At 46.5% G+C, this 24,473-nt stretch carries 22 protein-coding genes, 1 tRNA gene and 1 pseudogene; 15 read left to right on the top strand and 9 right to left on the bottom strand.

Annotated elements, in window-relative coordinates:
* Window positions 1-67: 67 nt before the first annotated feature.
* A complete protein-coding gene (locus ACYVF1_RS02655) occupies window positions 68-820 on the bottom strand; it encodes an outer membrane beta-barrel protein (RefSeq protein ID WP_461075336.1) in 753 nt (250 codons plus the stop codon).
* Between the two features lie 425 nt (window positions 821-1,245).
* On the opposite strand from ACYVF1_RS02655, the gene ACYVF1_RS02650 reads away from it, so the two are divergent.
* Both ACYVF1_RS02650 and ACYVF1_RS02645 read left to right on the top strand, forming a co-directional pair.
* Window positions 1,246-4,695, top strand: a complete 3,450-nt coding sequence (locus tag ACYVF1_RS02650; RefSeq protein WP_461075334.1) for a pyruvate carboxylase — start codon at window positions 1,246-1,248, stop codon at window positions 4,693-4,695.
* A gap of 352 nt (window positions 4,696-5,047) precedes the next feature.
* Window positions 5,048-5,599, top strand: coding sequence for an RNA polymerase sigma factor (locus tag ACYVF1_RS02645; protein ID WP_461075332.1), 552 nt, complete (start codon window positions 5,048-5,050; stop codon window positions 5,597-5,599).
* A gap of 89 nt (window positions 5,600-5,688) precedes the next feature.
* Here ACYVF1_RS02645 and ACYVF1_RS02640 read toward each other — a convergent pair whose 3' ends face one another.
* From ACYVF1_RS02640 to ACYVF1_RS02630, 3 genes are all read right to left on the bottom strand, one after another.
* Window positions 5,689-7,164, bottom strand: a complete 1,476-nt coding sequence (locus ACYVF1_RS02640; RefSeq protein ID WP_461075330.1) for a TonB-dependent receptor — start codon at window positions 7,162-7,164, stop codon at window positions 5,689-5,691.
* Window positions 7,165-7,273: 109 nt separating this feature from the next.
* Window positions 7,274-8,686: a S41 family peptidase gene (locus ACYVF1_RS02635; protein ID WP_461075328.1), complete on the bottom strand. Its 1,413-nt coding sequence runs from the start codon at window positions 8,684-8,686 to the stop codon at window positions 7,274-7,276.
* 127 nt (window positions 8,687-8,813) lie between these two features.
* On the bottom strand, window positions 8,814-9,167 hold the full coding sequence (locus tag ACYVF1_RS02630; RefSeq protein WP_461075326.1) for a YraN family protein: 354 nt from the start codon (window positions 9,165-9,167) through the stop codon (window positions 8,814-8,816).
* A 101-nt stretch (window positions 9,168-9,268) separates the two neighbouring features.
* Between ACYVF1_RS02630 and lipB the strand changes: the two genes are divergently transcribed.
* The 13 genes from lipB (at window position 9,269) to ACYVF1_RS02565 (ending at window position 20,138) form a co-directional block, all read left to right on the top strand.
* Entirely contained in the window at window positions 9,269-10,030 is a 762-nt protein-coding gene (lipB, locus tag ACYVF1_RS02625) for a lipoyl(octanoyl) transferase LipB (protein ID WP_461075324.1), read from the top strand.
* A gap of 58 nt (window positions 10,031-10,088) precedes the next feature.
* Window positions 10,089-10,493 carry a hypothetical protein gene (locus ACYVF1_RS02620; RefSeq protein WP_461075322.1) on the top strand — a complete coding sequence of 135 codons (405 nt, stop codon included), beginning with the start codon at window positions 10,089-10,091 and terminating at the stop codon, window positions 10,491-10,493.
* Window positions 10,494-10,557: 64 nt separating this feature from the next.
* On the top strand, window positions 10,558-11,295 hold the full coding sequence (locus ACYVF1_RS02615) for a 3'-5' exonuclease family protein (RefSeq protein ID WP_461075320.1): 738 nt from the start codon (window positions 10,558-10,560) through the stop codon (window positions 11,293-11,295).
* Between the two features lie 80 nt (window positions 11,296-11,375).
* Window positions 11,376-13,847, top strand: coding sequence for a ribonuclease R (gene rnr, locus ACYVF1_RS02610; protein ID WP_461075318.1), 2,472 nt, complete (start codon window positions 11,376-11,378; stop codon window positions 13,845-13,847).
* Window positions 13,848-13,926: 79 nt separating this feature from the next.
* Window positions 13,927-13,998: transfer RNA gene (locus ACYVF1_RS02605), tRNA-Arg, on the top strand.
* 170 nt (window positions 13,999-14,168) lie between these two features.
* Entirely contained in the window at window positions 14,169-14,465 is a 297-nt protein-coding gene (locus ACYVF1_RS02600; protein WP_461075316.1) for a hypothetical protein, read from the top strand.
* Window positions 14,462-15,475, top strand: coding sequence for a site-specific integrase (locus ACYVF1_RS02595; protein ID WP_461075314.1), 1,014 nt, complete (start codon window positions 14,462-14,464; stop codon window positions 15,473-15,475). The genes ACYVF1_RS02600 and ACYVF1_RS02595 overlap by 4 nt, the downstream gene beginning before the upstream one ends.
* Before the next feature lie 2 nt (window positions 15,476-15,477).
* The gene (locus ACYVF1_RS02590; protein ID WP_461075312.1) at window positions 15,478-15,957 is read left to right on the top strand and encodes a DUF6932 family protein; all 480 of its coding nucleotides are present in this window, start codon (window positions 15,478-15,480) and stop codon (window positions 15,955-15,957) included.
* Window positions 15,958-15,960: 3 nt separating this feature from the next.
* Complete coding sequence (locus ACYVF1_RS02585; RefSeq protein ID WP_461075310.1) at window positions 15,961-16,215, top strand: hypothetical protein; 255 nt, start codon at window positions 15,961-15,963, stop codon at window positions 16,213-16,215.
* A 533-nt stretch (window positions 16,216-16,748) separates the two neighbouring features.
* Window positions 16,749-17,651 (top strand): hypothetical protein, encoded by a 903-nt coding sequence (locus tag ACYVF1_RS02580; RefSeq protein ID WP_461075308.1) that lies wholly within the window; start codon window positions 16,749-16,751, stop codon window positions 17,649-17,651.
* Between the two features lie 77 nt (window positions 17,652-17,728).
* A complete protein-coding gene (locus ACYVF1_RS02575; protein WP_461075306.1) occupies window positions 17,729-18,061 on the top strand; it encodes a DNA-binding protein in 333 nt (110 codons plus the stop codon).
* Window positions 18,058-18,507: a hypothetical protein gene (locus ACYVF1_RS02570; protein WP_461075304.1), complete on the top strand. Its 450-nt coding sequence runs from the start codon at window positions 18,058-18,060 to the stop codon at window positions 18,505-18,507. The genes ACYVF1_RS02575 and ACYVF1_RS02570 overlap by 4 nt, the downstream gene beginning before the upstream one ends.
* Window positions 18,508-18,581: 74 nt before the next feature.
* Window positions 18,582-20,138 carry a hypothetical protein gene (locus ACYVF1_RS02565; RefSeq protein WP_461075302.1) on the top strand — a complete coding sequence of 519 codons (1,557 nt, stop codon included), beginning with the start codon at window positions 18,582-18,584 and terminating at the stop codon, window positions 20,136-20,138.
* Between the two features lie 173 nt (window positions 20,139-20,311).
* Here the strand turns inward: ACYVF1_RS02565 and ACYVF1_RS02560 are convergent, their stop codons facing one another.
* From ACYVF1_RS02560 to ACYVF1_RS02540, 5 genes and pseudogenes are all read right to left on the bottom strand, one after another.
* Window positions 20,312-20,908, bottom strand: coding sequence for a flavodoxin family protein (locus ACYVF1_RS02560; RefSeq protein WP_461075300.1), 597 nt, complete (start codon window positions 20,906-20,908; stop codon window positions 20,312-20,314).
* Between the two features lie 56 nt (window positions 20,909-20,964).
* The gene (locus ACYVF1_RS02555) at window positions 20,965-21,768 is read right to left on the bottom strand and encodes an ATP/GTP-binding protein (protein ID WP_461075298.1); all 804 of its coding nucleotides are present in this window, start codon (window positions 21,766-21,768) and stop codon (window positions 20,965-20,967) included.
* A 24-nt stretch (window positions 21,769-21,792) separates the two neighbouring features.
* Window positions 21,793-22,962, bottom strand: a complete 1,170-nt coding sequence (locus tag ACYVF1_RS02550; RefSeq protein ID WP_461075296.1) for an aldo/keto reductase — start codon at window positions 22,960-22,962, stop codon at window positions 21,793-21,795.
* Between the two features lie 24 nt (window positions 22,963-22,986).
* Window positions 22,987-23,454 carry a nuclear transport factor 2 family protein gene (locus tag ACYVF1_RS02545; RefSeq protein ID WP_461075294.1) on the bottom strand — a complete coding sequence of 156 codons (468 nt, stop codon included), beginning with the start codon at window positions 23,452-23,454 and terminating at the stop codon, window positions 22,987-22,989.
* A gap of 16 nt (window positions 23,455-23,470) precedes the next feature.
* Window positions 23,471-24,289: pseudogene (locus ACYVF1_RS02540) on the bottom strand (aldo/keto reductase).
* Window positions 24,290-24,473: the final 184 nt, after the last annotated feature.

Genomic DNA, 24,473 nt, shown 5'->3' with positions numbered 1-24,473 from the left:
TACTACGCTCGCGACTGGGTTGCAAGGCAATGTGGATAAGCTGTTGACAAAGCTTCCTCAACGGTCGTTAGAACGGACGGTATTTATTGCCGAACAAAATTGCAAAACCCGCTGACACGCTTACGACGTCGACAACGCGGTTGCTGCTGTAAGGCAAACTCGTCGATTTTTGAGAACCGTTCGTAGCCGTTGATGTCAGGTTGTGAAACAGGAAATCGGCACGTGTATAATCCGCATTGATGTGCGCTGAGGTATTACGTCCTAATCGGTAACGTAGCGTAGCCCCGCCCCCAAAAGCCGTGGCTGTGCTTTGCGAACCCGTGGTTTTCAACGACATCTCCATACTGCCGAAATTACCCGCCATCGACGTGTTCGGCAACGTAGCCTGCGCCTTACCAGCTAACAAACGGGCATCTACCGAAAAGCGACCTAATGGAATGGCAATATAGGGGCCAGCCATTACGCTCGAAATTGTCCAGTTATCGGCTTTCGCCGTCCAGACATCGGTTTCGTTTCGATAGAGCGAACTGAGCATGGCTTTCGTATCTACTTCGTTTCGATGCTGTTCGCCACGTACCATCAATCCAACCGGCCCAAACAGTCGATAGCCAGCCGATACGTTAAAGGATAGCCCCTGACTAGCCATACAGGCTTTTATATCGGAAGTCAGGCAGCTCCCGTATCGTCCAATGGGCAAGCTGGCTCCCGCCGACACGGCAAAGAATCCTTTTTTGTCCTGATGCGATAAAATAAACGTTTTCTGACAAAAGGAGACGGTGGTCATGCCAGCAGCCAGCACGGTTAGGAAGAGTTTTTTCATGGCGTAACTTGTTACTGATATAGGCTGGGTAGTCTATTCAGTTACATCCAAACAAATTCGATGCCATGATTTAAAAAACTATCTAAATCACGTAGCTACGTTTGTCCCAAATAAAGACATAAATACTATAACGCTCTTCTTATCAATTATTTAAGCACTAAATTCATTATTACAAATTGTACTTTTAATCACGCCATCATATTACTGATTTCGCTATAGATACGAGTAAGCTATAAATTAATAATGCTCAACGGCGAAGTTCTTTTTACTACGTTTTCCTGTATAGATTTCTAAATGTATTATTTCTGGAAAAAGCTGTCTTCTCAGATGATTCTATGGTTCAGGACGAGTTTTTGAAAATTTTCGGCCATCTTGCCATTTGTTTGACGCTTTCGTAACCAGAAGCCGCTTTCATTAAAAATTCTATGAAAGATTACATCCGACCCATTAAACGTCTGCTTGTTGCTAACCGGGGTGAGATTGCCATTCGCATCATGCGGGCCGCTACCGAATTAGGCATCACTACGGTTGCCGTTTATACCTATGAAGACCGTTATTCGCTCCACCGCTATAAGGCCGACGAAGCCTTTCAGATTGGTCGGGATGAAGATCCGCTGAAGCCGTATCTGGATGTTGAAGGCATTATTCTGCTGGCCAAACGACATAAAGTCGATGCCATTCACCCAGGTTACGGCTTCCTGTCGGAAAACGTAAAACTGGCTCGTCGGTGCCGCGAGGAAGGCATTATTTTCGTTGGTCCATCGCCCGAAGCCATGGATGCGCTGGGTGATAAAGTACGGGCCAAAAATCTGGCAACGAAAGCTGGCGTACCGCTGATTCCGGATTCGCGCGAAGAAAATATGTCGCCAGAATTTGCTCTGACCGAAGCCGAACGTATCGGATTTCCGGTAATGGTGAAAGCCGCTGCCGGTGGTGGTGGTCGCGGTATGCGTGTGGTACGTAACGCCGACGATTTCCCGAAAGCGTTCACAGAAGCTAAAAACGAAGCTAAAAACGCTTTCGGTGACGATACGATTTTCCTGGAAAAATTCATCGAAGATCCGAAGCATATTGAGGTTCAACTTCTTGGCGATCAGCACGGCAACATTGTTCACCTCTATGAACGCGATTGTTCGGTACAACGCCGGTTTCAGAAAGTAGTTGAAGTTGCTCCTTCGTTTGGACTTCGGCAGGAAACGAAAAACAAGCTGTATGAATACGCTTTGCAACTCGGTCGCGCAGTTGAGTATTCGAACGCTGGTACGGTCGAATTTCTGGTCGATAGAAACGAGAATATCTATTTTATCGAGGTAAACCCGCGGATTCAGGTAGAACACACCATTACAGAGGAAGTGACGGGTATCGACATCGTTCGAACGCAGATTCTGATTGCGATGGGGTACCAGCTTTCTGACAATGGCATTTATATTAATCATCAGGACGAAATTCCGCTGAATGGTTACGCCATTCAGTGCCGAATCACAACCGAAGACCCCGCCAACGGCTTCAAACCCGATTTTGGTACGATTACAGCCTACCGAAATGCGGCTGGTTTTGGTATACGTCTGGACGAGGGAAGTAGCTACGCGGGTATGAAAATCTCGCCTTACTTCGATTCGATGATTGTGAAAGTATCGGCGCGGGGCCGTACGCTGAAAGGCGCTACCCAACGGCTGATGCGGGCACTGGTCGAATTCCGGATTCGGGGGGTAAAAACGAATATTGGCTTTCTGGAAAATGTAATTCGCAATCCGGTTTTCCAGCGGGGCGAGGCACGCGTATCGTTTATCGAAACGCACCCCGAACTGTTCGATTTCCGCAAGCCGCAAGACCGTTCGACACGCGTGCTGAATTACCTCGCCGACGTTATTGTAAACGGCAATCCGGAGGTTAAAAAGAAGGATGATTCGAAGATTTTCCGTACGCCCATCGTTCCGCCTTTCGATACGTATAGCCCCTACCCTTCCGGCAACCGCGACCGGCTGAAAGAGTTAGGCCGCGAGAAGTTTGTGCAATGGGTGAAAGATCAGCAATGCGTACTTTACACCGACACTACGTTCCGGGATGGGCACCAGTCGCTGCTGGCTACGCGCGTTAGGACGCAGGATTTGATGAAAGTAGCCGAAGGCTTTGCGAAAAATCATCCAGAACTTTTCTCAATGGAAGTCTGGGGTGGCGCTACGTTCGACGTATCGATGCGCTTCCTGTACGAGAGCCCCTGGAAACGGTTGGCCGCACTACGTGAAGCGATGCCGAATATGCTGCTGCAGATGCTGTTCCGCGGCTCCAACGCGGTTGGCTATTCGGCCTACCCGGATAACCTGATTGAAAAATTCGTCGAAAAATCCTGGGAAACCGGTATCGACGTATTCCGCATTTTCGACTCGCTCAACTGGGTCGAAGCCATGAAAGTGAGCATCAAAGCCGTTCGTGAACGTACCGATGCACTCTGCGAGGCCGCCATCTGTTACACCGGCGACGTACTGTCTCCGAATCAGCACAAATACACGCTTCAATACTACCTAGACATGGCTCGCCAGCTCGAAGACGAAGGCGCGCATCTGCTGGCGATCAAAGACATGGCCGGGTTGCTGAAACCGCTGGCCGCCGACGTACTGGTACGTGAATTGAAGCAGGCAGTCAGCATTCCGGTGCATCTACATACGCACGATACGGCGGGAATTCAGGCCGCTACGTATCTGAAAGCCATTGATGCAGGCGTGGACATTGTCGATTGTGCGCTGGGTGCTTTATCAGGTTTAACCTCACAACCGAACTTTAACTCGGTGGTGGCGATGATGCAAGGGCATGAGCGTGAGTGCAATATGAACCTGTCTTCGCTCAACGCATTCTCCAATTACTGGGAAGACGTTCGCGAGTACTACTATCCTTTTGAATCAGGGATGAAGGCCAGCAGCGCGGAAGTCTACGAAAACGAAATTCCGGGCGGACAATATTCGAATCTTAAACCACAGGCCATTGCTACCGGGCTGGGCGACAAGTTTGAAACGCTGAAGAAAAATTACTCCGTAGCCAATCAGCTTTTTGGGGATATTGTAAAAGTAACGCCTTCGTCGAAAGTCGTGGGTGATATGGCCATTTTCATGACGGCCAACAACCTTACTGCCGACGACGTACTGAAACGGGGCGAATCGCTTTCGTTCCCCGAATCGGTGAAAGAATTAATGAAAGGTATTCTGGGCCAGCCGGTTGGAGGTTTCCCTAAAGATGTGCAGGAGGCTATCTTAAAAGGTGAAGAGCCAATTACCGGCCGCCCGAACGAGCATCTGAAACCTATTGATTTTGACGCTGATTTTAAAGCGTTTCAGGAGAAGTACCCACATAGCGATGGCTTCGTCGATTATCTGTCGTATCAGATGTACCCGAAGGTGTACGATGAATATTATAACGCTAACGAGCAATACGGTAACGTCAGCATCATTCCAACACCTGCTTTCTTCTACGGCCTGAAAGAGAATGAAGAGATTCTGATCAATATTGAAGAAGGCAAGAATATTCTGGTACGTCTGTTGTTCAAATCGGAACCAGATGAATTTGGGATGCGTACCATTACGTTCGAACTCAACGGGCAGAGTCGCCAGGTACGGGTGCGCGACAAGGCTTCGAAAGTTGAGAAGGCGCTCAACGCTAAGGTGAGTAAGGCTGGTGACGTTGGCGCTCCGCTGCAAGGGCGGTTGACACGCATTCTGGTGAAAGAAGGTGATACGGTAAAGAAAAACCAGCCGTTGTTTGTTATCGAAGCGATGAAAATGGAAAGTATCGTAGCTGCCCCAAAAGCAGGTACTGTTGCCAAGATCGTCCTCAAAGAAGGAACTGTTGTTGAACAGGACGACTGGGTAATGGAATTAGCCTAAATTGTACTTCTATTTATCTGGAATTGCTTCAAAAAGGGCAGTGGTCAGGGCGTGTTTAAGTGGATAATGATATCCCTTAAACACGCTTTTTATTTATATATACCAGATATACAGTAACAAATAGTTTCAAATCCAAATAGGTACAAGGCAAAATCAATAAAGAAGATGTTAACGAATCTTAGAATTAGAAAAAAAATAATTTAGCATAATACAACCCATGTATTGAACTTTTTAAAGAAAAGATACTCAAACACCGTTTTTTTCATATATCATTTGTTACCAAAACAGAAAATATACGTCAAAAAGACAATTAAACCCAAGACCTAACTAACCGAAACTACTGGCAACCTTCATGGACACTTCATTAACGGACGAACAAGTGATTCGTCAGCATTTGTCAAGTCAGCCCTCCGAGTGTTTTGAAACTCTTTACAATCGTTACGTTAAGAAAGTCTATCAGCGCTGTCTGTCGATGACCAAAGATTCCGAGAAAGCGCAAGATTTTACCCACGACATTTTTCTGAAGGTATTCGATAAGTTAGATGCTTTTCAGGAACGATCTACTTTCTCCACCTGGCTTTATTCCATCGCTTTCAATTACTGCTCCGACCAGCTACGTCGGTCTAAACGGCTTCCGATGACGTCGATGGATGAAAACCCTCATTACGACATGGCCGAAAATAGAGACGCTCACCTGCATGAAGAGTCGCTCCAGTTAGTGAAAAAGGCCATGCAAACCCTCTCTCAAAGCGAACAGCAACTGCTTCGGATGAAATACGAAGACGGTATGAGCATCGAGGAACTTGCGGAGACCTATAACCTAAAGAACAGCGCAGTGAAAATGCGTCTCAAGCGTACCCGCGAAAAAGTACAACGGGTATATGCACAGCAATACGCCAATTAAGGGAACGTAGCATGAATAATCCCTCTGGCTTATAGCCAGTTGACTATTCATTACACACGTAATACTATCTGCTTAAGTAGCTTTGAGACTTAGCTGCTGGATACGGTCTGTTCTTCAACCTGCTGCTGACGTACTTGCTGCCCAATCGGTACGTACTCAACTTCGCAGGGGTATCCGAATAAGCAATTGGCTTTAATCTGCTCGGCCACTCGATCGGGCACCATTTTTTCCCAGCCATCCTCTCCCTGCTGAATCATTTCCAGTACGTGGTCAGTTGAGATGTGCAGATGCTGTTCGTTGAAGTCAGTGATGTCTTCAATTTTGTCGTTACGTACCAGATACTGAAACAGCGGCTCCAGCGTAGGCGGCAGTTCAAATTCGTTACAGGTATATAACGTACCGTCGCGCAGGGTTGGGTACACGAACAACTTCACTTTGCGGCTGAACAACGTAGCAAAGGACTCCAGAATCCCCCCCGGCAGAAACTCATAGTGACCTTCCTCAAAAATATATTCGAGGTTTGGGATGCCCACAATCAGGCCAATTTTCAGGCGCGTCAGCCGGGCCAGATACGCCACCAGCTTGTAATATTCCAGATAGTTGGAAATCATCACGGTCTGCCCCATTGAGCAGAGAATATCTACCCGATCCAGAAAGTCTTTCTCATCAATGCCCTGTTCATTGGCTTTCAGGTTGTGCAGCGTCAATTCAGCCATCGACACCACCCGATTTCCATCCACATCAGACTCGTCTTTGAACTGTTTCAGGCCGTTTTCAATCATATCCATCTGCACGTTCGTCAGCGGCCGCAAACGCCCGCGCATTACCAGAATATGCTTTTTATAGAGCGCTTCGGATGGCTGTAAAACCTGCCCGTCCGGACCAAATAAAGCCGCATCGGTGAAACCGTTTTTTACCAGATGCAAACTCATTAATCGGTTATCTACGCCTTCGAAATCAGGCCCGTTGAACCGAATCATGTCAATCTGAATCCGTTCGGGCGACAGGTCGTCCATCAACGACAGTACCAGCGTTTCGGGCGATTTGGCGTAGTAGTAACAACCATAAATCAGGTTAACGCCAATAATTCCAAGTGCCTGTTGCTGAAGGATATTCTCATTGTCCGTCATGCGGACGTGAATAATGACGTCGTTATAACCAGCCTGCGGATTCAACTGAAACCGGCATCCAAGCCAGCCGTGAGCCTCATTCGTTTTCTGATAGTTAAGTGCAACCACCGTATTAGCGAACGCAAAAAACGTGGTATCTGGACCACGTTTTTCAGCTAATCGTTTCTCCAGCAAACTGTACTCTTTACTCAGCATTTTTACCAGCCTTGACTCCACCACGTAGCGTCCGCTTTCTTCGACGCCATAAATCGAGTCACTGAAGGTCATGTCGTAGGCCGACATAGTTTTGGCGATGGTTCCTGAAGAGCCGCCTGCTTTAAAAAACATAGCGGCTGTTTCCTGACCGGCTCCAATTTCGGCAAACGACCCATAAATACGCCGGTCAAGGTTAATACGTAATGCTTTTTGCTTCGTACCTATATTCTTCTCGTACATAGTGTTGGCGGATTGCTTATCCTAAAGTTACACTATTAAACCCCAAAAGCAGCCTTTGGAGCCGCTTTTGTTTTAAAATAATACAATTTTAATTATGAACGGCTCTGGCTTAATTTTCAATAAACATATTGCCGCCACCCGCCTTACGGTCCAGCGACGATCCGATACTTTGCTGTGTATCTGCGTCTACTCCCCGGCGGGCTGTGCGTGTACCCGATATCTGAAAAACGGCTTCGCTCAGCAGCGGCTCGGTCAAATCACCCAAGGCTTTCATACCAATGAGCGGCTCTTTCACTTCAACCGCTGGCACAAATCCTGCGCCATAGTCCGTAAAACCCAGTGCATTGGCCGATTTGAACGTAATGGGCTGCATACCCCATTTAATAGCGCCCGTTTTATCGGAAATGGTAATTGAACCTACGTTTTTACCTACCGTTGTCGTGCCAATTGTAGTAACCGTCATAAATGGACGTAGCCCATTAATAATCAGTTCACTAGCCGACGCCGTACTTCCGGTTGTCAGTACGTATAACCGACTCAGATTAGACCCGATAGCCGTCGATTTAACCAGAAATTTCTGATTATTCCACCCAGCACCAGACTGCTTATCGCGGTCGGCCATTACGTTACTGTTCCATTTCTGGGAATAGAACACTTTGTTGGCGTCAATATTTTTACCCATCAGACTAGCCAGATTGGTCGCCGAACTCACGTAGCCACCCCGGTTATAGCGCAGGTCGAGTACCATTTCATTTACGCCTTTCTGTTTGAACTTACCGAAAATGGCATCCAGCTTTTGGTCGTACGTATTGTCGGTGCTTCCATCCGATTTATAAGCGCCCGGCGTAAACTGGTTATATACTACGTAACCAATCGTTTTAGAACCAATCGTATACGTTGTATCCAGCAGCACCGGATCTTCCTGCAACACAACAGCTGTTACCTGTTTCGTCTGATCAGTATCGGTCAGTACGTTGTTTTTCAACGTAGCAAAACCATACGTATACGAGTCAGCATTACTGTTTAGTAATTGACTATAGTTCGTTCCGGATAGCGATTGACCATTCACTTTTGTAATCACATCGCCCCGTTTGATACCTGCTTTTGCGGCCGGAGACCCTGGTGATACGTATAAAACCGTAGCGCCAACAGACGACTGGGTTTGGTCGCGGTAAAACAGACGGTATTCAATCCCCGTCGTTTTCGACTGACCACTCAGCGACGCTTTCAATTGATCGGCACTTTCCTGAATCCAGGAGAAACGGTCACGTTCGGGATTGGTCGTTTTATTGTAATCGTACAGCAGCGAGTAGAAAAATGGACTGGGCGCCAGCGATTTGTCGGGATTAGCAGGAAGTTTATCGTTCCAGAAATAATACGTCTGCATGTTCGACAGAATCCAGTCATTTACCTGTGCATCTGTAGCAGGTGTTACGTCGGCTGGTTTTCGACAAGACGCGATCAGGAGGGTAGCAACAACAGATAGAAGCAGCGTCGAGCGCCGGATAATCATTACGTTCATAGGCGTTTATTGATGCACCAAGTAGCGGCTACTTACTAAACGTAATTTTCGACCGAAAAGATTTATAAGCCAGTCGGTTATTATTGAAGGCTTACGTAACGATAATAGCGGTTCGATGGGCTATGCTTTAGCAGAACGCATCTTCGATATGTTTCACCCGCATCTGGTTACCTGACAACGTAACGGCAATGATATCGAAGCGAACATCATGTATCCAGTCAGTAGCAAAAATGTAGGCTTCGGCGGCCTTCATCACCAGTTTTGCTTTTGTGTAGGAAACAAATTCTTCCGGATTTCCGTAGCTGAGGTTACTACGTGTTTTCACTTCAGCAAAAACCAAAAGCTTATCTTTTTTGACAATAAGATCGATTTCGGCGTGTTTGTGACGGTAATTGTGGGACAGAATTTCGTAGCCTTTTTCGCGTAGGTAGCGCACGGCTTCGGCTTCTCCTTGTTTGCCAGTTTCGTTATGCTGGGCCATTCCTGATGGTTGGGTTTAGGACGTAACGAACAAAAGCCAGCCATTACGTTGTTAGTACGTAGCGGAGCAACCCCTGGTAAGGCTTGTTCGTCCGTAAAAAAATGAATAGTCGCGTCAATAAACAAGTAGAGGTTCAGAAATTAGGATTAATCGAGTATCAGACCGCCTGGGATGAGCAGGAACGGTTGTTTACTATTATTGTGAATCAGAAACTTCTGAACCGCACCGTATCTGATCAGGAGCAGCAACTCACGCCGAATTACCTCCTGTTTTGTGAGCATCCACCCGTTTACACGATGGGCACCAGTGGACATCCTGAAAACCTGCTTATCGATCAGGATCGACTTACGAACGAACTGGGTGCTACGTTCTTCCGCATCCGGCGCGGGGGCGACGTAACGTATCACGGGCCCGGTCAATTGGTTGGTTATCCGATTCTGGATTTGGATAATTTCTTTACCGACATTCACCGCTACATGCGTTTATTGGAAGAGAGTATCATTCTGACGCTGGCCGACTATGGCTTACAGGCAGGTCGAATTGATGGTCTTACAGGCGTATGGCTTGATTTTGAAACGGATTCGGACGAATCGGACGTGAAGCAGAATCCGCGTAAAATCTGTGCGATGGGCGTAAAAGCCAGCCGCTGGGTCACAATGCACGGTTTTGCCTTGAACGTGAATACGGATTTGAGTTATTTTAACCATATTGTCCCGTGTGGCATTACCGACAAAGCCGTTACGTCGCTAGCGGCCGAATTAGGGCGGGAAGTGTCACTGGATGAAGTAGCCGGGCATGTTCAGCGGCACATGGCCAGTTTATTTGAAATGGAGTTGGTAACGCGGGCGGAAGTCCGCAATTAAAGGCGGTTTCACCGCACGGTTGGTCCGGTATACAGATTGGCCATCCGCGTTTTAATGCATGAAAAAAGACATTCAATTTTTGCCCGTTGAGGGCGTACAGGTTGTAATTGCCCGAAAAGAAAATCAGATTGGAGGGTATGACTGGCAGGTTTTTTTGATCAACCAGAACAACGTAGCGATCAAAAACGTATTTGTTACCTCGAAAGGTTACGGCCAGAAAGATGACGAGGAGCAGAAAACGTCGACTTTACGGCATTTTTTTGCCGAAATACCTCCTGCATCCTACGAAGTCGTCGAAACGATCATGCCCGATGTGTTTCATCTGAATAATGAATACTGGGTGAGCTACTTCATCGATGAGCAGATTTTCGATAAGAAGTTTATCTTCGTGCCCGACAGTATCGTTGATGAAAACCTGGTTCGAATACCGGCTTTAGGCCTGGACGGGATTTTGCACGACTGAGTAACGCGGATATTTTATCCGCATAGTTAATAACGCTGCGGATAAAATATCCGCGTTACAGCCTATGCCTCAACCTGTTTCCTGGAAGCGTCGATTAAAAAACTATCTGTTCATCGATCTGAAGACGGTGGCGGGTGAGCCATCGCTGACAACCGTTGACCCGCGCCTGCAACGGCAATGGGAAGAAAAAAGCCGTTTTTTTAAAACAGAGGACGAAATCTCGGCGGCTGGCTGGTATGATCGACGGGCATCGTACTACGCCGAATTCGGCAAAATAATCTGCATCAGCGTTGGGGGTTTATTTTTCGATGAAGAAGACAAACCGCATCTGAAAGTCAAGCTGTTGAGCAACGACATTGAGCTGGCCATTCTGGAGGAATTTCTGGAAATAATTAACCGATATCCGCAGGGCGAGTTAACTCTTTGTGCGCACAACGGCAAAGAGTTCGATTTCCCGTATCTGTGTCGTCGGCTGATGGCGAATGGGTTGCCGCTCCCGCCAGCGCTACAGATTTCCGGAAAAAAACCGTGGGAAATCAATCACAAAGACACGCTGGAACAGTGGCAATTTGGCGATAAACGGCATTTTGCTCCGCTCGACCTGCTGGCGGCTGTGCTGAACGTACCAACGCCCCCCCTCGAATGGACCGGAGAGCATACCAGCGAGGTATACTACCGCGAACACGACTGGCCACGTATTGAACAGTACGCCCGCGATTCAATGGTCATGCTGGTGCAGGTGTACCTAAAAATGGTAGGTGCGCCAGCCGTTGCCGAAGAACATATCGTACTGAGTGATTGAGACATTGATTCTGTATTCTCTGCCTCGTTTTCACCCAGTATTTATCAATTTTACCCTCGCTGTGAAGCTGAGGAAACAACATGAGAAACGGAAAACCAAAACAAAATAAATACAACAAACCTGCAACCGGGGGGTCAACCGCTGGTCGGCCTAGTTCAGGAAGGGCCAATTCGTCCCGATCCCGCGAAAAAGGGTTGGAGAAATCGGCCCGAACCGGACCAATAAAACAGGCAGATTCATTTCTGGACGAGCTGAAAAATGACCTGATGGCTTTTTTTCAGATTAATGACGATCGGACATTTACTCAGGAGCAGGTTCTCGACCATTTCGGTACCAACGACCGGCGCATGAAACTCATTATGCACGGACTGATTGGCGAATTGGCCGAAGAAGGCTCATTGATACGTCAGACCGACGGCAGTTATCTCGCCGACGCTGATGCAAATCTTATCGAAGGTGTTGTCGATCACGTCAATTCACGCTTTGCGTTCGTCATTCCTGATACTGCCACAGGTGTCCGTGGCGACCGCGACGATGATATCTGGGTATCTACCGACGATTTAGCCGGCGCGGTGGATGGCGACCGTGTGCGCGTAATACGTTTCACGGATTCGCGCAACCGTGGCCGACGGATCGAGGGCAAGGTAGCGAACGTAGTAGAACGCGGACGTAGCGAGCTGGTAGGACGTATTGAAGTCTGGCCGACCTATGGCTTTGTGATTCCTGACAGCAAGAAGATTTACGAGGATATTTTTATTCCGCAGGATAAATTAGGCGGTGCCAAAGATGGCGAGAAAGTCATTGTCAGGCTTACAAAATACCCGGAATCCAATAGCCGCAAACAGCAATTCGAGGGCGAAATTATCACAGTATTAGGCGTAGCGGGGCAGAATAATACTGAGATGCACGCCATTCTGGCTGAATTTGGATTGCCCATTCATTTTCCGGAAGACGTAGAGCAGGAAGCCGAAAGCATTCCGACCCAGATAGGTGAAAAAGAACTCGCTAATCGGCGCGATATGCGCGACGTTACTACGTTCACCATCGATCCGGTCGATGCTAAAGATTTTGATGACGCCCTATCCGTGCAATTGCTTCCCAACGGTAACTACGAAATTGGTGTACACATTGCCGACGTAACGTACTACGTTCGGCCGGGCTCAAAACTGGAAGCGGAAGCCTACAAGCGTGCTACGTCCGTCTATCTGGTTGACCGTGTGGTGCCGATGTTACCCGAAAAACTGTCGAACGGGTTGTGTTCACTACGTCCCAACGAAGACAAATTGACGTTTTCTGCGGTGTTCGAGTTAACACCTAATGCACAGATTGTCAACGAATGGTTTGGCCGTACGGCGATTCACTCAAACCGGCGGTTTGCTTACGAAGAAGCACAGGACATCCTCAACAATAACAGTGGTGATTATCTGGAAGAATTGCGGCTGCTGAATGAACTGGCGTATAAGCTGCGCGACGAGCGTTTCAAAAACGGCGCTATCAATTTCGAAACACCCGAAGTACGTTTCCGGCTCGACGAAAACGGCGTACCATTAGCCGTTTATCCTAAAATCCGGCAGGATACCAACAAACTCATTGAAGAGTTTATGTTGCTGGCTAACAAGCGCGTAGCCGAATTTGTGCATTCGTTATCGAAGCGAAATAAGAATCGTGAAGAGAACGTAATGGTGTATCGAATTCACGAAGGCCCCGACGAAGACAAACTGCGAAGTTTCTCGGATTTCGCCCGACGTTTAGGCTATAAACTGAATGTCGACGATGCTCAATTGTCCAACTCGATGAATCGATTTATGGAAAGCATTGAAGGCAAACCCGAAGCCAATATGTTACAACAGCTGGCGGTACGTACCATGTCGAAAGCGCGATACAGCACAGAAGATATTGGTCATTTTGGCCTGGCATTTCGACGGTATTCACACTTCACGTCGCCGATTCGTCGCTACCCCGACATGATGGCTCATCGCCTATTACAGCATTACCTGGACAAAGGTAAATCGGTTGATCGCGATGAATACGAAGAAAAATGCAAGCATTCGTCGGAACGCGAACGCATGGCAGCCGAAGCCGAACGAGCCAGCATTAAATATAAGCAGGTTGAGTTTATGAGTCGGATGGCCCCCGACCAGGTGTTCGAGGGCGTTATTTCAGGCGTGACAGAATTTGGCTTTTTTGTAGAAATTACGGAGAACAACTGCGAAGGTCTGGTACGTATGCAGGACTTAACCGACGATTATTACGAGTTTGACAAGGACAATTACCGTATCGTCGGGCAACGCCACAAAAAGATGTACACTTTTGGCGATCCTGTGGTGGTCCGTGTGAAAGAAACCAATCTCGCCCGACGTAGCATGGATTTCGCTTTAGTTAGCGACAAAGCCGATCAGCGTACAAATGATTTTGGCCGTTCAAGCCGTTACGAAAGTGGTCGAAACAATCGATCTGAGAATAGCCGTAGCCGTTCATCCAGTCGTTCCGACCGGAAACGTAGCCCGGCCCCGAAAGGTGAAAACCGTCGTGGTGGTCGCGGACGGCGTTAATAAAGCCCATTTTGATTTAGGAGTTAGCTTGCAATAAAAGCAGCAGACTGCTATATTTGCAGTCCCAAAATTGGGGCCAGCTCCCGTAGTTCAATGGATAGAATTATGGTTTCCGGTACCATCGATAGGGGTTCGAATCCCTTCGGGAGCACTGATTACAAATAAAGGTTAATTCGCTGGAGTAAATTTTTACTCATTATCAACGAGTTAACCTTTTTTCTTTATCAGACTTTATTATAAAATATTCGGTTTCGTCAACTAAATCCGTCAACTGTGTTAGTTTTCTTCGTAACTTGGTATTGACCAAACCGGGTAAAACCAATGAAAACTATTACTGACCAGGACATAAAATTCCTCCTTAAAGACCCTCGCGCCGACCGGCCAACGCTCATTTCCCTGTTTTACCGCTACGACAATACTCGTTTTGTCTACTCAACAGGTTTGACCATTGACCCTTATCAATGGGATTTAACCAATCAACGCGCATACATCAACCAGAAGAGCCGAGCCTTACGGGAAACGTACCAAACCATCAACGCGGGTATTGACCGTCATAGAGCTGCGTTTAAGATGATTCTGACGCGGCTACAACTTGCCACAATCCATTCGACAATGTGACGCTGAAAGAGCACCTTAACACCGAAATGGGGCGCGTCAAGAAAACGAAACCTGAACCAGTTGTTGAGGTTGACCGTGAACCCTTTACAGCCTTTATCGAACGATTTGTTGGGCTGGCTGAAGATGGGAAACGGCTAAACGCCAAGAACACCCGATATTCCCGCTTTACGCTGGCAAGTTACCGTGTTTTAAAAGGATTGTTAGACGAATATCATACCAGCACTGGAAACCCGATTGATTATGATGCATACAACCTGACGTTCTATCACAGCTTCAAAATCTGGCTGACTAACCGAGGGCTAACTCTGAATTATGTAGGCTGTTTGTTGAAGAACCTGAAAATATTGTTGAAACAGGCTCACGCGGACGGACTGCACACAAACACAATATTTCAGCATAGGGATTTTAGAAAGTTTTCAGAGGACGTAGACAGTGTATATCTATCTGACGACGAACTGACGACAATTTTCACACTCAACCTAACCGCAACGCCGGGGCTTGATCGGGCGCGTGACCTTTTTCTGATTGGCTGTTATACAGGTTTACGATTCTCTGATTTCTCTGAACTACGGCCTGAAAACATTACGCACAGCGGCCGAACGCTAACCTGTAGGACACAGAAAACAGCAGAGCGGGTCGTAATACCCCTCAATTCCAAAGTGCGGGCTATTCTCGAAAAATATAACGGGGTTCCACCTCAACCAATCAGCAACCAACGTTTAAACGAGCATCTGAAAGAGTTGGGAAAAAGGGCAGGGATAAAGGAACGGGTTGAAATTACGCGCACAGAGGGCGGTAGCCGTAAAACGCGGTACGTAGAAAAATGGGAGTTGATAGGGACGCACACGGCACGCCGATCTTTTGCAACAAACGCATATTTAGCAAAGGTTGACCCTATTCAGATTATGAAGATTACCGGCCACCGTTCGGAAAAGATGCTGTTACGTTACATCAAAGTTTCTTCAGAGCAAAACGCAATGATGTTACTTGACCATGCCCACTTTCAATAGATATGCCCAACGATTTACAGTTTGACAATTTAGGTTATCTAATACCTTATAGCGGAATCCCTACAGACCTGACAATAATTGAGCGGGTGTTTGTGGTTGAGTTTGCCGAATCGAAAACAAGACGTAAATTGTTTGATGCCTACCAGCGATACACTGAGAACATACAGGCCAATTTGCCCACTGGAGCAACTTTTACGCAATGGATTGACGGAAGTTTTGTCACTCGCAAACTAAACCCGAACGATATTGACGTAGTAACGTTTATTGATTTTCAGCTCTATGAACAATACGAGCTATTTTTTGAAAGTTTGCGGCAACTACGGCATTTGGGTCAAAAAGATGTTGATGGCTATTTTGTTAAGGTTTACCCGGTCAATCATCTAAATTACAAATTATTTGACCTTGACCGGGCTGATTGGAGTTTTCGATTTAATACACCCAAACCAAAGGGAAATAAAGGGTTTTTAGAGCTAACGTATTGACCGATGGAAAACTACGAACATCTAAACGAAAACCACCCGGCTAATGCAGATGAGCGGGCCGCAATGGTTGCCCGGTTGCTCGATCTGATTGAGCGCACAAACACGGCTATAGAACGGCATACTGCCCAAGAGAGACCCGACCAATTAGCTATTCGACAATACACTGAACTACGTGATGAATACGTAAAAGAGTTTGCAGACTTAGTACAACCTATCGGGTTAGTTGTTCAAGTGCCGCCGACCCGTCAGGCGGCATAGATTATGCACTTACCCAAACCTCAGCTCCCAAGATAGAACCACAAAAGAAATTGCCTGAAAAGATTACAGTATTCTTTAGGATACCGAGTGTTGCAGTCCCTCGCTCTCTGCTAATACCTGCAAATTTCCTTATAAATCCGCCAACACCATGCACATGACGCGAGGTGTTGCATTTTGCCTCACTTTACTTAACCGTATCTAAATAATCCTTTAAAGGGGGAAACTCAACCAATATTGTAATAATCTACTCGGATACTTTTCTATCTTTATAAATATATTTCGACTAAAACATATACTATAATACAATAATAATATAATATTGGCCTATTATTTCCTTAATCCCTATATAATATGCCATACTCGATTATTTACACTTTAATTTCTATCCCTGAAAATCTTCGCTCAACCTCGCCCAAGGTGCTATCTATCTGTGTCTAACAAAAACCTAAAATTTTATGTGAACTATGCGACCACCGGCTGACCACTGGTAAAAAATTTAGTACTGATTGACGACCAAACCAAGATTTGACCTGATGGCAACAAATACTCAATTAGGCTTCTTAAGATCAATCTGTGTAATCTACTGTGATACTGCTAATTCGGTTTTGAAGGTTTTGAGTAGGAGCCCGATTAGAGCCGACGACTTAGGCGTTGAGTTAGGTGCCTTCAATGACTTATTCGATAAGGACGGTTTCCAAACCAGGTATGAGAATAATGCTGAAATAACTACTTATGACGTAATAGCGTTTGAGAATGAGTTGAAGGAGAACCTGTTCAGGATGAGTGAGAGGCTTATTTATAAAAAAGTTATTGATAGCGAGATAGGAGAGTATCTGCAAAAAGAACAGGTCTATTACAAATGGGTCAATAGTCCTCCTTTGTTCCACGTAGGCCCGTATATAAATGGCATGAAAATAAATGGGTGGCTTGGATCAGGTTTGATCAGCTTCAGTCATCATCTAAAACAAGTAGCAGGATTTTTAAAGAAAATAGATCACGCCCTTACTAGATACTATAATTTGTTCGGCTTGGACAAGGTAAAATATGAAAAACCTCAATCAGTAGAACCAGATGAAGAAGAACAACCAGTAGAGAAAGGATTGTCAGCCCCTCAAAAATTACTGTTTATCCGATTGCTACAACAAAAGGGGCTATTTCCCAGGAAACCAGCTAATACTGATGACGCTCCTGAATTACGTGCTATTGCATTGCTTACAGGGTTAGACTTCAATAATGATATTAAAGGGGCAAAGGGAGCGAATGTGAAAGTTAATCAACTGCTCTACGATCGAAAGTCATTTACAGCTTCACAAGTCCCATACAAAATTGCCGATCTCGACGCGGTTGAGAAGGCCGCTAGACTATTAAATGTGGATGCTGTAATTGCCGAAATACAAGTGATGAGGGCTGACATCCAAAAAATGCGTGGTATCTGATAAATTGGGGGTACCCCCGCCTATACCCCCCGCCTTAAGAACCGCCAAATTAGCTGTATAAATAATCAAGTACAGCCATGTTTGGAACAGTAACCCAAATTCAGATTACCCCTGACCAATTAACTGAATTGGTACGCGGGGCCGTTCGCTCGGAGTTAGCGAACTACACACCACCCGCGCCGGAGGGTCTTAACCTGCCTGACCTGTTGACACGTCGGCAAACCGCCGAAACTCTACAGGTATCGCTCACTACGTTGCATGAGTGGGCCACAGATACCGACGACCGCCCCGCCGTGCTAGTCCCGCTCAAAATAAACGGCCGGGTTCGTTATCAAAAAACCGACGTATTGGCCGCTCTTAAACAATCGCGTCGATTCCGACACAAGGCACAGGAAGGCCGGGGGCAATGAGCTATCTACCGACTTCGCACCGCCTGACCTTTCGGCTCGATGCCGACCGGGGCCGGTATCTGGTTAAAGAATGTGAGCCGGGCTTTTGTAAGGTTCCGCGTGAATTGATTGTAGAGGAACGACGCTTCAACGACAACATAGACGCGGAAGTCATTCTACAAGGGCCAACTACCCAAAAGAAAGAAACAGCCAAAGGTACGGGCAAAAAGTCAGGCCGAAAGATTACGTTCTTTACGGGCTTGCAACGTACCGACTACCCCGGCGTTTACATCGGCAATGTTGTGACGTTTGGGCAGAGAGGGGAAAAAGTACGTAACGGCGTTATTGTACAATTTACGACCGATTCCGGCCGTATGACCCTCCGTTATTTTCCCGCCTATTATCCTTATCCCAAAGACCGGGCCGCGTTTATATCGGCTGTTATTGGGCGGGGACTACTCCACTAATTTCCAAACGTAACGAACCGCTCCACAAAGGGGTATTTCCACACGCTCTGACGTGAGGGCGGTTCCTCTATGTCATGTTCGACGGAATAAAAATACTGGACGTTTCGGTAGATGTAGACACGTTACTGGCCAATGACCATTTGACGTTCGCGGCATTGGTCAACGGACAAACCGGCGTAATTCTCGACCCTACCAGAAAGGCATTCGACCGGGGGCTGACCTTTCGTCTCGTTCCTCGACGAACCAGACACGGCTACCGCCTTGAAATGAAAGGCAGTTTACACAAGTTTCATAACAACGGCCAATACAACGCCGATCAGTTTACAGTGAATGATCTTTTACTGACGCTCGATGAGTTGGTATGTTCTTACGGTTTCGACCTGTTTAGCTCGACTATCAACAACATAGAGTTTGGTGTAAATGTCGAATTACCCTTTTCGGTTAGTCAGGTTTTGAAAAATCTGGTTTGTTACAAGAATCAACCGTTTTACCTGGATACCCACAGTGATACGCCGTACTACGTTTGCCAACTACAACGCTATGCCGTAAAGATTTACGATAAAGGCAAACAGAGAAATCTAAACGGCAATTGGTTACGGTTTGAGATTCGGGTTAAAAAGATGGAGTATTTCAACGGTACGACCATAAAACTACTCACCTTAGCTGATTTATTGAACGTAGGAAATTACAAACAGTTGGGAATTATATTGGTCAATACGTTTAATGAAATTCTGTTTGACGACTCTACAATTGACCTGGCTAAATTACCACTCGACAAACAGGAAATCTACCGCAATGGGCGTAACCCCCGTTACTGGCATATACCCGACGACCTGACACACAAACAGGCCAATACTCACCGGCAACGATTGAGCCGCGACAGACGACGCTACCGGGCTTTATTTGAACAATATGGCGGCAAGTGGCAAGAAGAAACGGCCGCGCTCATTGGTAAGACCTGGAACAAGTTAACCGCCATTGATGCCCGTTTATTAACTCTCACCAAAGACAACCGAATCAAATGGCAAAACCTGATAAATCCGACGGTTACAGTTCAACCAGTAGATAAGAGCTGTCATAAATTAACCGACTCTAGTTTGTTAATTCGTAAGAACGTAAAAGGTACGACCTGTCACGAATTAACCGACCTTATTACGTCTAATTTGTCACAAATTAACCCCTTGTATTCCGGGTTAATCTGTGACAGTAACCAGCCGTGTAAACAAGGTGTAGAATCAGTAAAAACTACACAAAAACCGGGGGCTGTTGTCTGTCCAATTACGGGTTTTGTCATAGAGTACCCGCGACCGCGCCAACGGTTTGTTTCAGCCACTCAGTTGAGGAACTTGTATGACCTCGACCGCCCGACGTTCGACAACGTAGCGGCTCGGTTTCTAACTACAAAACAAGTTGGAACTTCGCTGGAGCAACAATGTTACTACATGGCTCATAACATCCGCAATGCCTACACCAATCAATTCAATAATCCACTACGTATCATCAAGAAGTATCTGCATCTTGAAAAGAGACAAATGCTTTTGTTTTCCGTTAGCGAACATATTAAACCAACCGACCGAATGCAGGCTGGTATTGATTACCGAAAAGGGACACGCTACGAAATTGACCTGTAGGCAGGGGTATATCAAATCTTTAGCCAAAACGCTATTTACGACCGCTAGTCCAGGCAAAAAGATTCGCGGTCAAAATTCAGAGGGGGGGTATTGATAGTTTTCATATGATTAAAACCTAATCCCAAAAAAGGAGGTTTTTTTTGAGATAAAGACATTTAAAGTCGAGACGCTGCTTAAAGGAGTTTCAGTTTTCGTAACCAAGCTTGTATTGCGGTTTCGGCTTCTTTGGCTCTGGCTCCCTGAATGACCAATAATTGCCCATCTCGTTCCGAACCGCCCCTGGTGGTAAATCCGTCTAGTACAGTACTGTTAGGGCAAAGCTCGGCGACTGTCTGAAAACTACTTCCTATGCCGTAGCCACCGTTGCTATTAAATGGAATGACGGTTTTACCCTTCAAGTCGTATTGATGCAGAAAGCTTTTCATTGGTGGAGGCAATTGCATGCCCCAAGTTGGAAAGCCAACAAACACCACATCGTATTGCTGAATACGGTCAATTTTTGTTTTTAAGGGCGGTAGGAAACCCGTTTCATTCTCATGGACGACCTGTTGAACCGTGGCCTGATAGTTCTGTGGGTAAGGCTTCTCTATTTCCAAAACGATTAACGTGCCGCCAACCTGTTGATGAATGATTTCGGCTAAGACTTTTGTGTTGTTCGTGCGCGATAGATAGACAATCAAAATCTTTTTTGACGATACCGACTGCGCATGAGTGATAGTCGGAGAAAATAACAAAGCTAGTAGTAGCGATAAAGTCAGGCTCTTTTTCATAGGTCATTCAGGCTTTACTGACCTCGCAGCCGAGCCGGTTGAACGATATTGATGGCTTAGTTTACGCTATAGGCAAAGATCCGATTCGTACCAAAGGAGGGCACATAAAGGGTTTTGGTTCGACTGTCGTAACTTATATCGTTGGCCATGATTCGATTGGCCCGGCTATCCAATAACACTTGGTTGGTTCCATCCGCCATCACATAGTACAAAATACCCTTGTAGTTGCTGAGAATAAATTCATTCGGGCCAACCATCACAATGCCATCGAGTCCGCTTTCATATCCGCTTCCAATTGGGGTAATTTCTTTGGCCGCATTTACTTTTTGGAATGTAGTCGATCCCGCAACATACAGATCAGAATTTACGCAAAGCAATCCATTCGCACCGGGGATATTTTCGAGGTAAAGAGTGGGTTTGTCTCCCTCGATCCGATACACTTTTCCCGTGCGCGTATCGCTCACATAGACCACGCCCTTGGTATCCACCGCCAGATCATTCAGCATCACCGCGCCGTCAATCGGGATGCGTTTGATAAGGGATGCTTTAGCGACATCGATCACGGCAACGGCGGCTAATTCGGCGGTATAGAATAACCCTTTAAACAAGGCCGATCCTTTGTTGGCATTCAGACCCGTTACCCAGTCAGACTTGATAATTTTCCCATCAAGATCCATACGCACAACCGCGCCCGCATTCATGCTGGATACGTAAAGGGATTTTGAGACTGGATCGAATAAGGCGGACTCTGGACCTTTTAAAGTAATCGAGTCGGACTCCCATAGTTTCTCAAGTTGATGCTGGGCAAACGATGTTGAAGAGAGTAATACCGTGATGGCAACGAACAGTAGCTTTTTCATTGGGATTAAGTTTAGGATTCCGTTTTACGGCTTAGTGGGCGCTTCAACGTTGGAGAAATTTAAAACGGCTTGTGGCAGTCGCAAACCCTTGATCGTAATAGCCGATAATTCCTGATTGAACTGAGTTAACTCATCCCGCGTAAATTTCACGTCAGCAGCACCAGCGTTTTCCTGCATATGCGCCATTTGGGTGGTACCTGGAATGGGAACAATCCACGGTTTTCGCGCAATAAGCCAGGCCAGCGAAATCTGAGCGGGGGTGGCTTGTTTTCGTTCAGCCCAACGTTGGACCAGTTTCACCAGGGCCAGGTTATTGGGGAGATTCTCCGGGGAGAATCGTTCTTCAATGCCGCGAATGTCGCCGGGAGCAAACCGCGTATTGGCGTCAATGGCCCCCGTCAGAAAACCGACACCCAGCGGACTCCAACAAACGAACCCAATACCCAATTCCTCGCACAGGGGAAGGATGACTTCTTCCGGCCCCCGCCAGAGCAGCGAATATTCATTCTGAATCGCCGTAACCGGATGAATGGCATGGGCACGCCGAACGGTTTGTGGGCCTGGTTCGGATAAACCGTAATGCAAGACTTTCCCTTGACCAATAAGATCCTTGATAGCCCCTACAACGTCTTCAATCGGAACCGCTGGATCGACCCGATGTTGATATAACAAATCAATCCGGTCGGTACGAAGACGTTTCAGCATGCCTTCGACTACTTCCTTAATGTGTTCGGGACGACTGTTCAAACCGGGTAGACGCTGACCCGTCTTTTGGTCAATATCCCAGCCGTACTTGGTTTCGATCACAATCTTGTTACGGAACGGGGCGATGCTTTCACCCAAAATACGTTCGCATTCAAAGGGACCGTAGGCTTCTGCGGTATCAAATAAGGTGACACCGCTATCGAAGGCTTTCCGAATGATTTTGATCATATCGGGCCGGTAGGGAATCGTCGTTTGGTAGGTACGATGCATATTCTGCACACCCAGGCCCACACTGGAAACCTCCAATGTGCCTAATTTACGATGTCCCGGTTTAGTCGTTGGGGTAAATGAATTGGGTTGACTCGAAGAAATCGTAGTTCCTTTTGTATCGTGGGCAAACAAGGCCCCGCCTGCGAGTGCCAATCCTGTTTTAAGTAGGTTGCGACGGGTTGTATCTGTATGCTGGTTGCCTTTCGTTATAGGTTGCATAATGATAGGTTTTAAAAACATTCGCTAATTTTTAACGGGTCTCATCAGCCTGGAAAACGAGAGTTGACCTAACGACCATTTACCGTTTTCTTTTACATAGACTTCTGTCACCATAAAGGGATTGGTGACTTCGTTCCCACCCACAACGGCCACCAGGTCTAAGTCACTTAACAAGATGGCCGTATTGCCAATCTGATGGAAGGTCGTTGAATAGACAGTCGCTTTTTTGTACCAAATAGTCCCGTTCTTGATGACCTCCAGTTCCTGGCTCTTGCCCCAGCTTCCACCCATGTGAACAAACATCGATTGGTCATCAAATAAGGTCGTTAGCTTGTCCACATTCTTATCGGACATCCAACCCCATTTATCTTTTGAGAGCGTAATGATTTCCTGTTCCTGGCTGTTGGGAGTTGTTGTTGATTTGGCACTTTGTGCGACGATTAGTTGAATACTAGCGGTGGCTAAAAGAATACTGATAACTAAGGTTTTCATACTAGTTTATTGGGGTTTAACGCGTTAATTTTCGTTCGCCTAACCATTTGACCATTGCCGGATCACGGTGATCAAAAAACAGACTGGCATTTGTATCTAAAGTTTTGATGGCTTCCATGTCATCCGCGCTTAACGCAAAACCAAGGCTATCAAAGTTCTCTTCCATACGTTCTTTGCGAACCGATTTAGGGATGGCTACCACACCCCGTTGCGTAAGCCACCGCAAGACGATTTGGGCAATCGATTTATTATGCTTTGAAGCGATTTTACCAAGCACTTCATTGTGAAACAGATTGTTTTTCCCTTCCGCGAACGGCCCCCAGGATTCGATTTGTACCTGGTTGTCGATGAGAAACTGTTGCGTTGCGAGTTGTTGGTGAAAGGGATGGGTTTCGATTTGATTAACTGCCGGAACGATTTCGTTATGAACGATTAGGTCGATTAACCGATCAGGCCCGAAATTGCTGACACCGATGGCCCGAATCCTTCCTTCTTTGTACAGCTCCTACATGGCTCGCCACTCGCCGTACACATCGCCCATTGGCTGATGAATTAGATATAGATCCAGGTAGTCGAGTTGCAGTTTTTTCAACGAAGCCTCGAAGGCTTTCTTGGTGGCCTCATAGCCATTCGACTGAATCCAAAGCTTGGTGGTGATAAACAACTCGTTGCGGGCTATGCTACTTTTTTTGATGACCCGGCCAACAGCTTCTTCGTTCCCATAGGAAGCCGCCGTATCGATGAGCCGATACCCCGTAGCAAGGGCATCTAATACGCTTCGTTCATATTCGGCTAGATCCGTCACTTGAAAAACGCCAAATCCCAGGATGGGCATTTCTACCCCATTGTTCAAAACAACTTGTTACATAGGTAGTTACAAATGATATGGCAAAGGTCTCCCTATTTATTGGCCTGATTGGTATACAGATTACGGGGATTACTACCAATATTCCTAATTTAGTGTTTTGTCTCTGGTAAGCCGTTGGGAAAGCGTTAAGTTTGAATTGGAGAAACCGACA

It is taken from the genome of Spirosoma flavus (assembly GCF_054778555.1).
The sequence above is the reverse complement of the archived record's forward strand: the minus strand, read 5'-3'. Positions and strand labels throughout refer to the sequence as shown.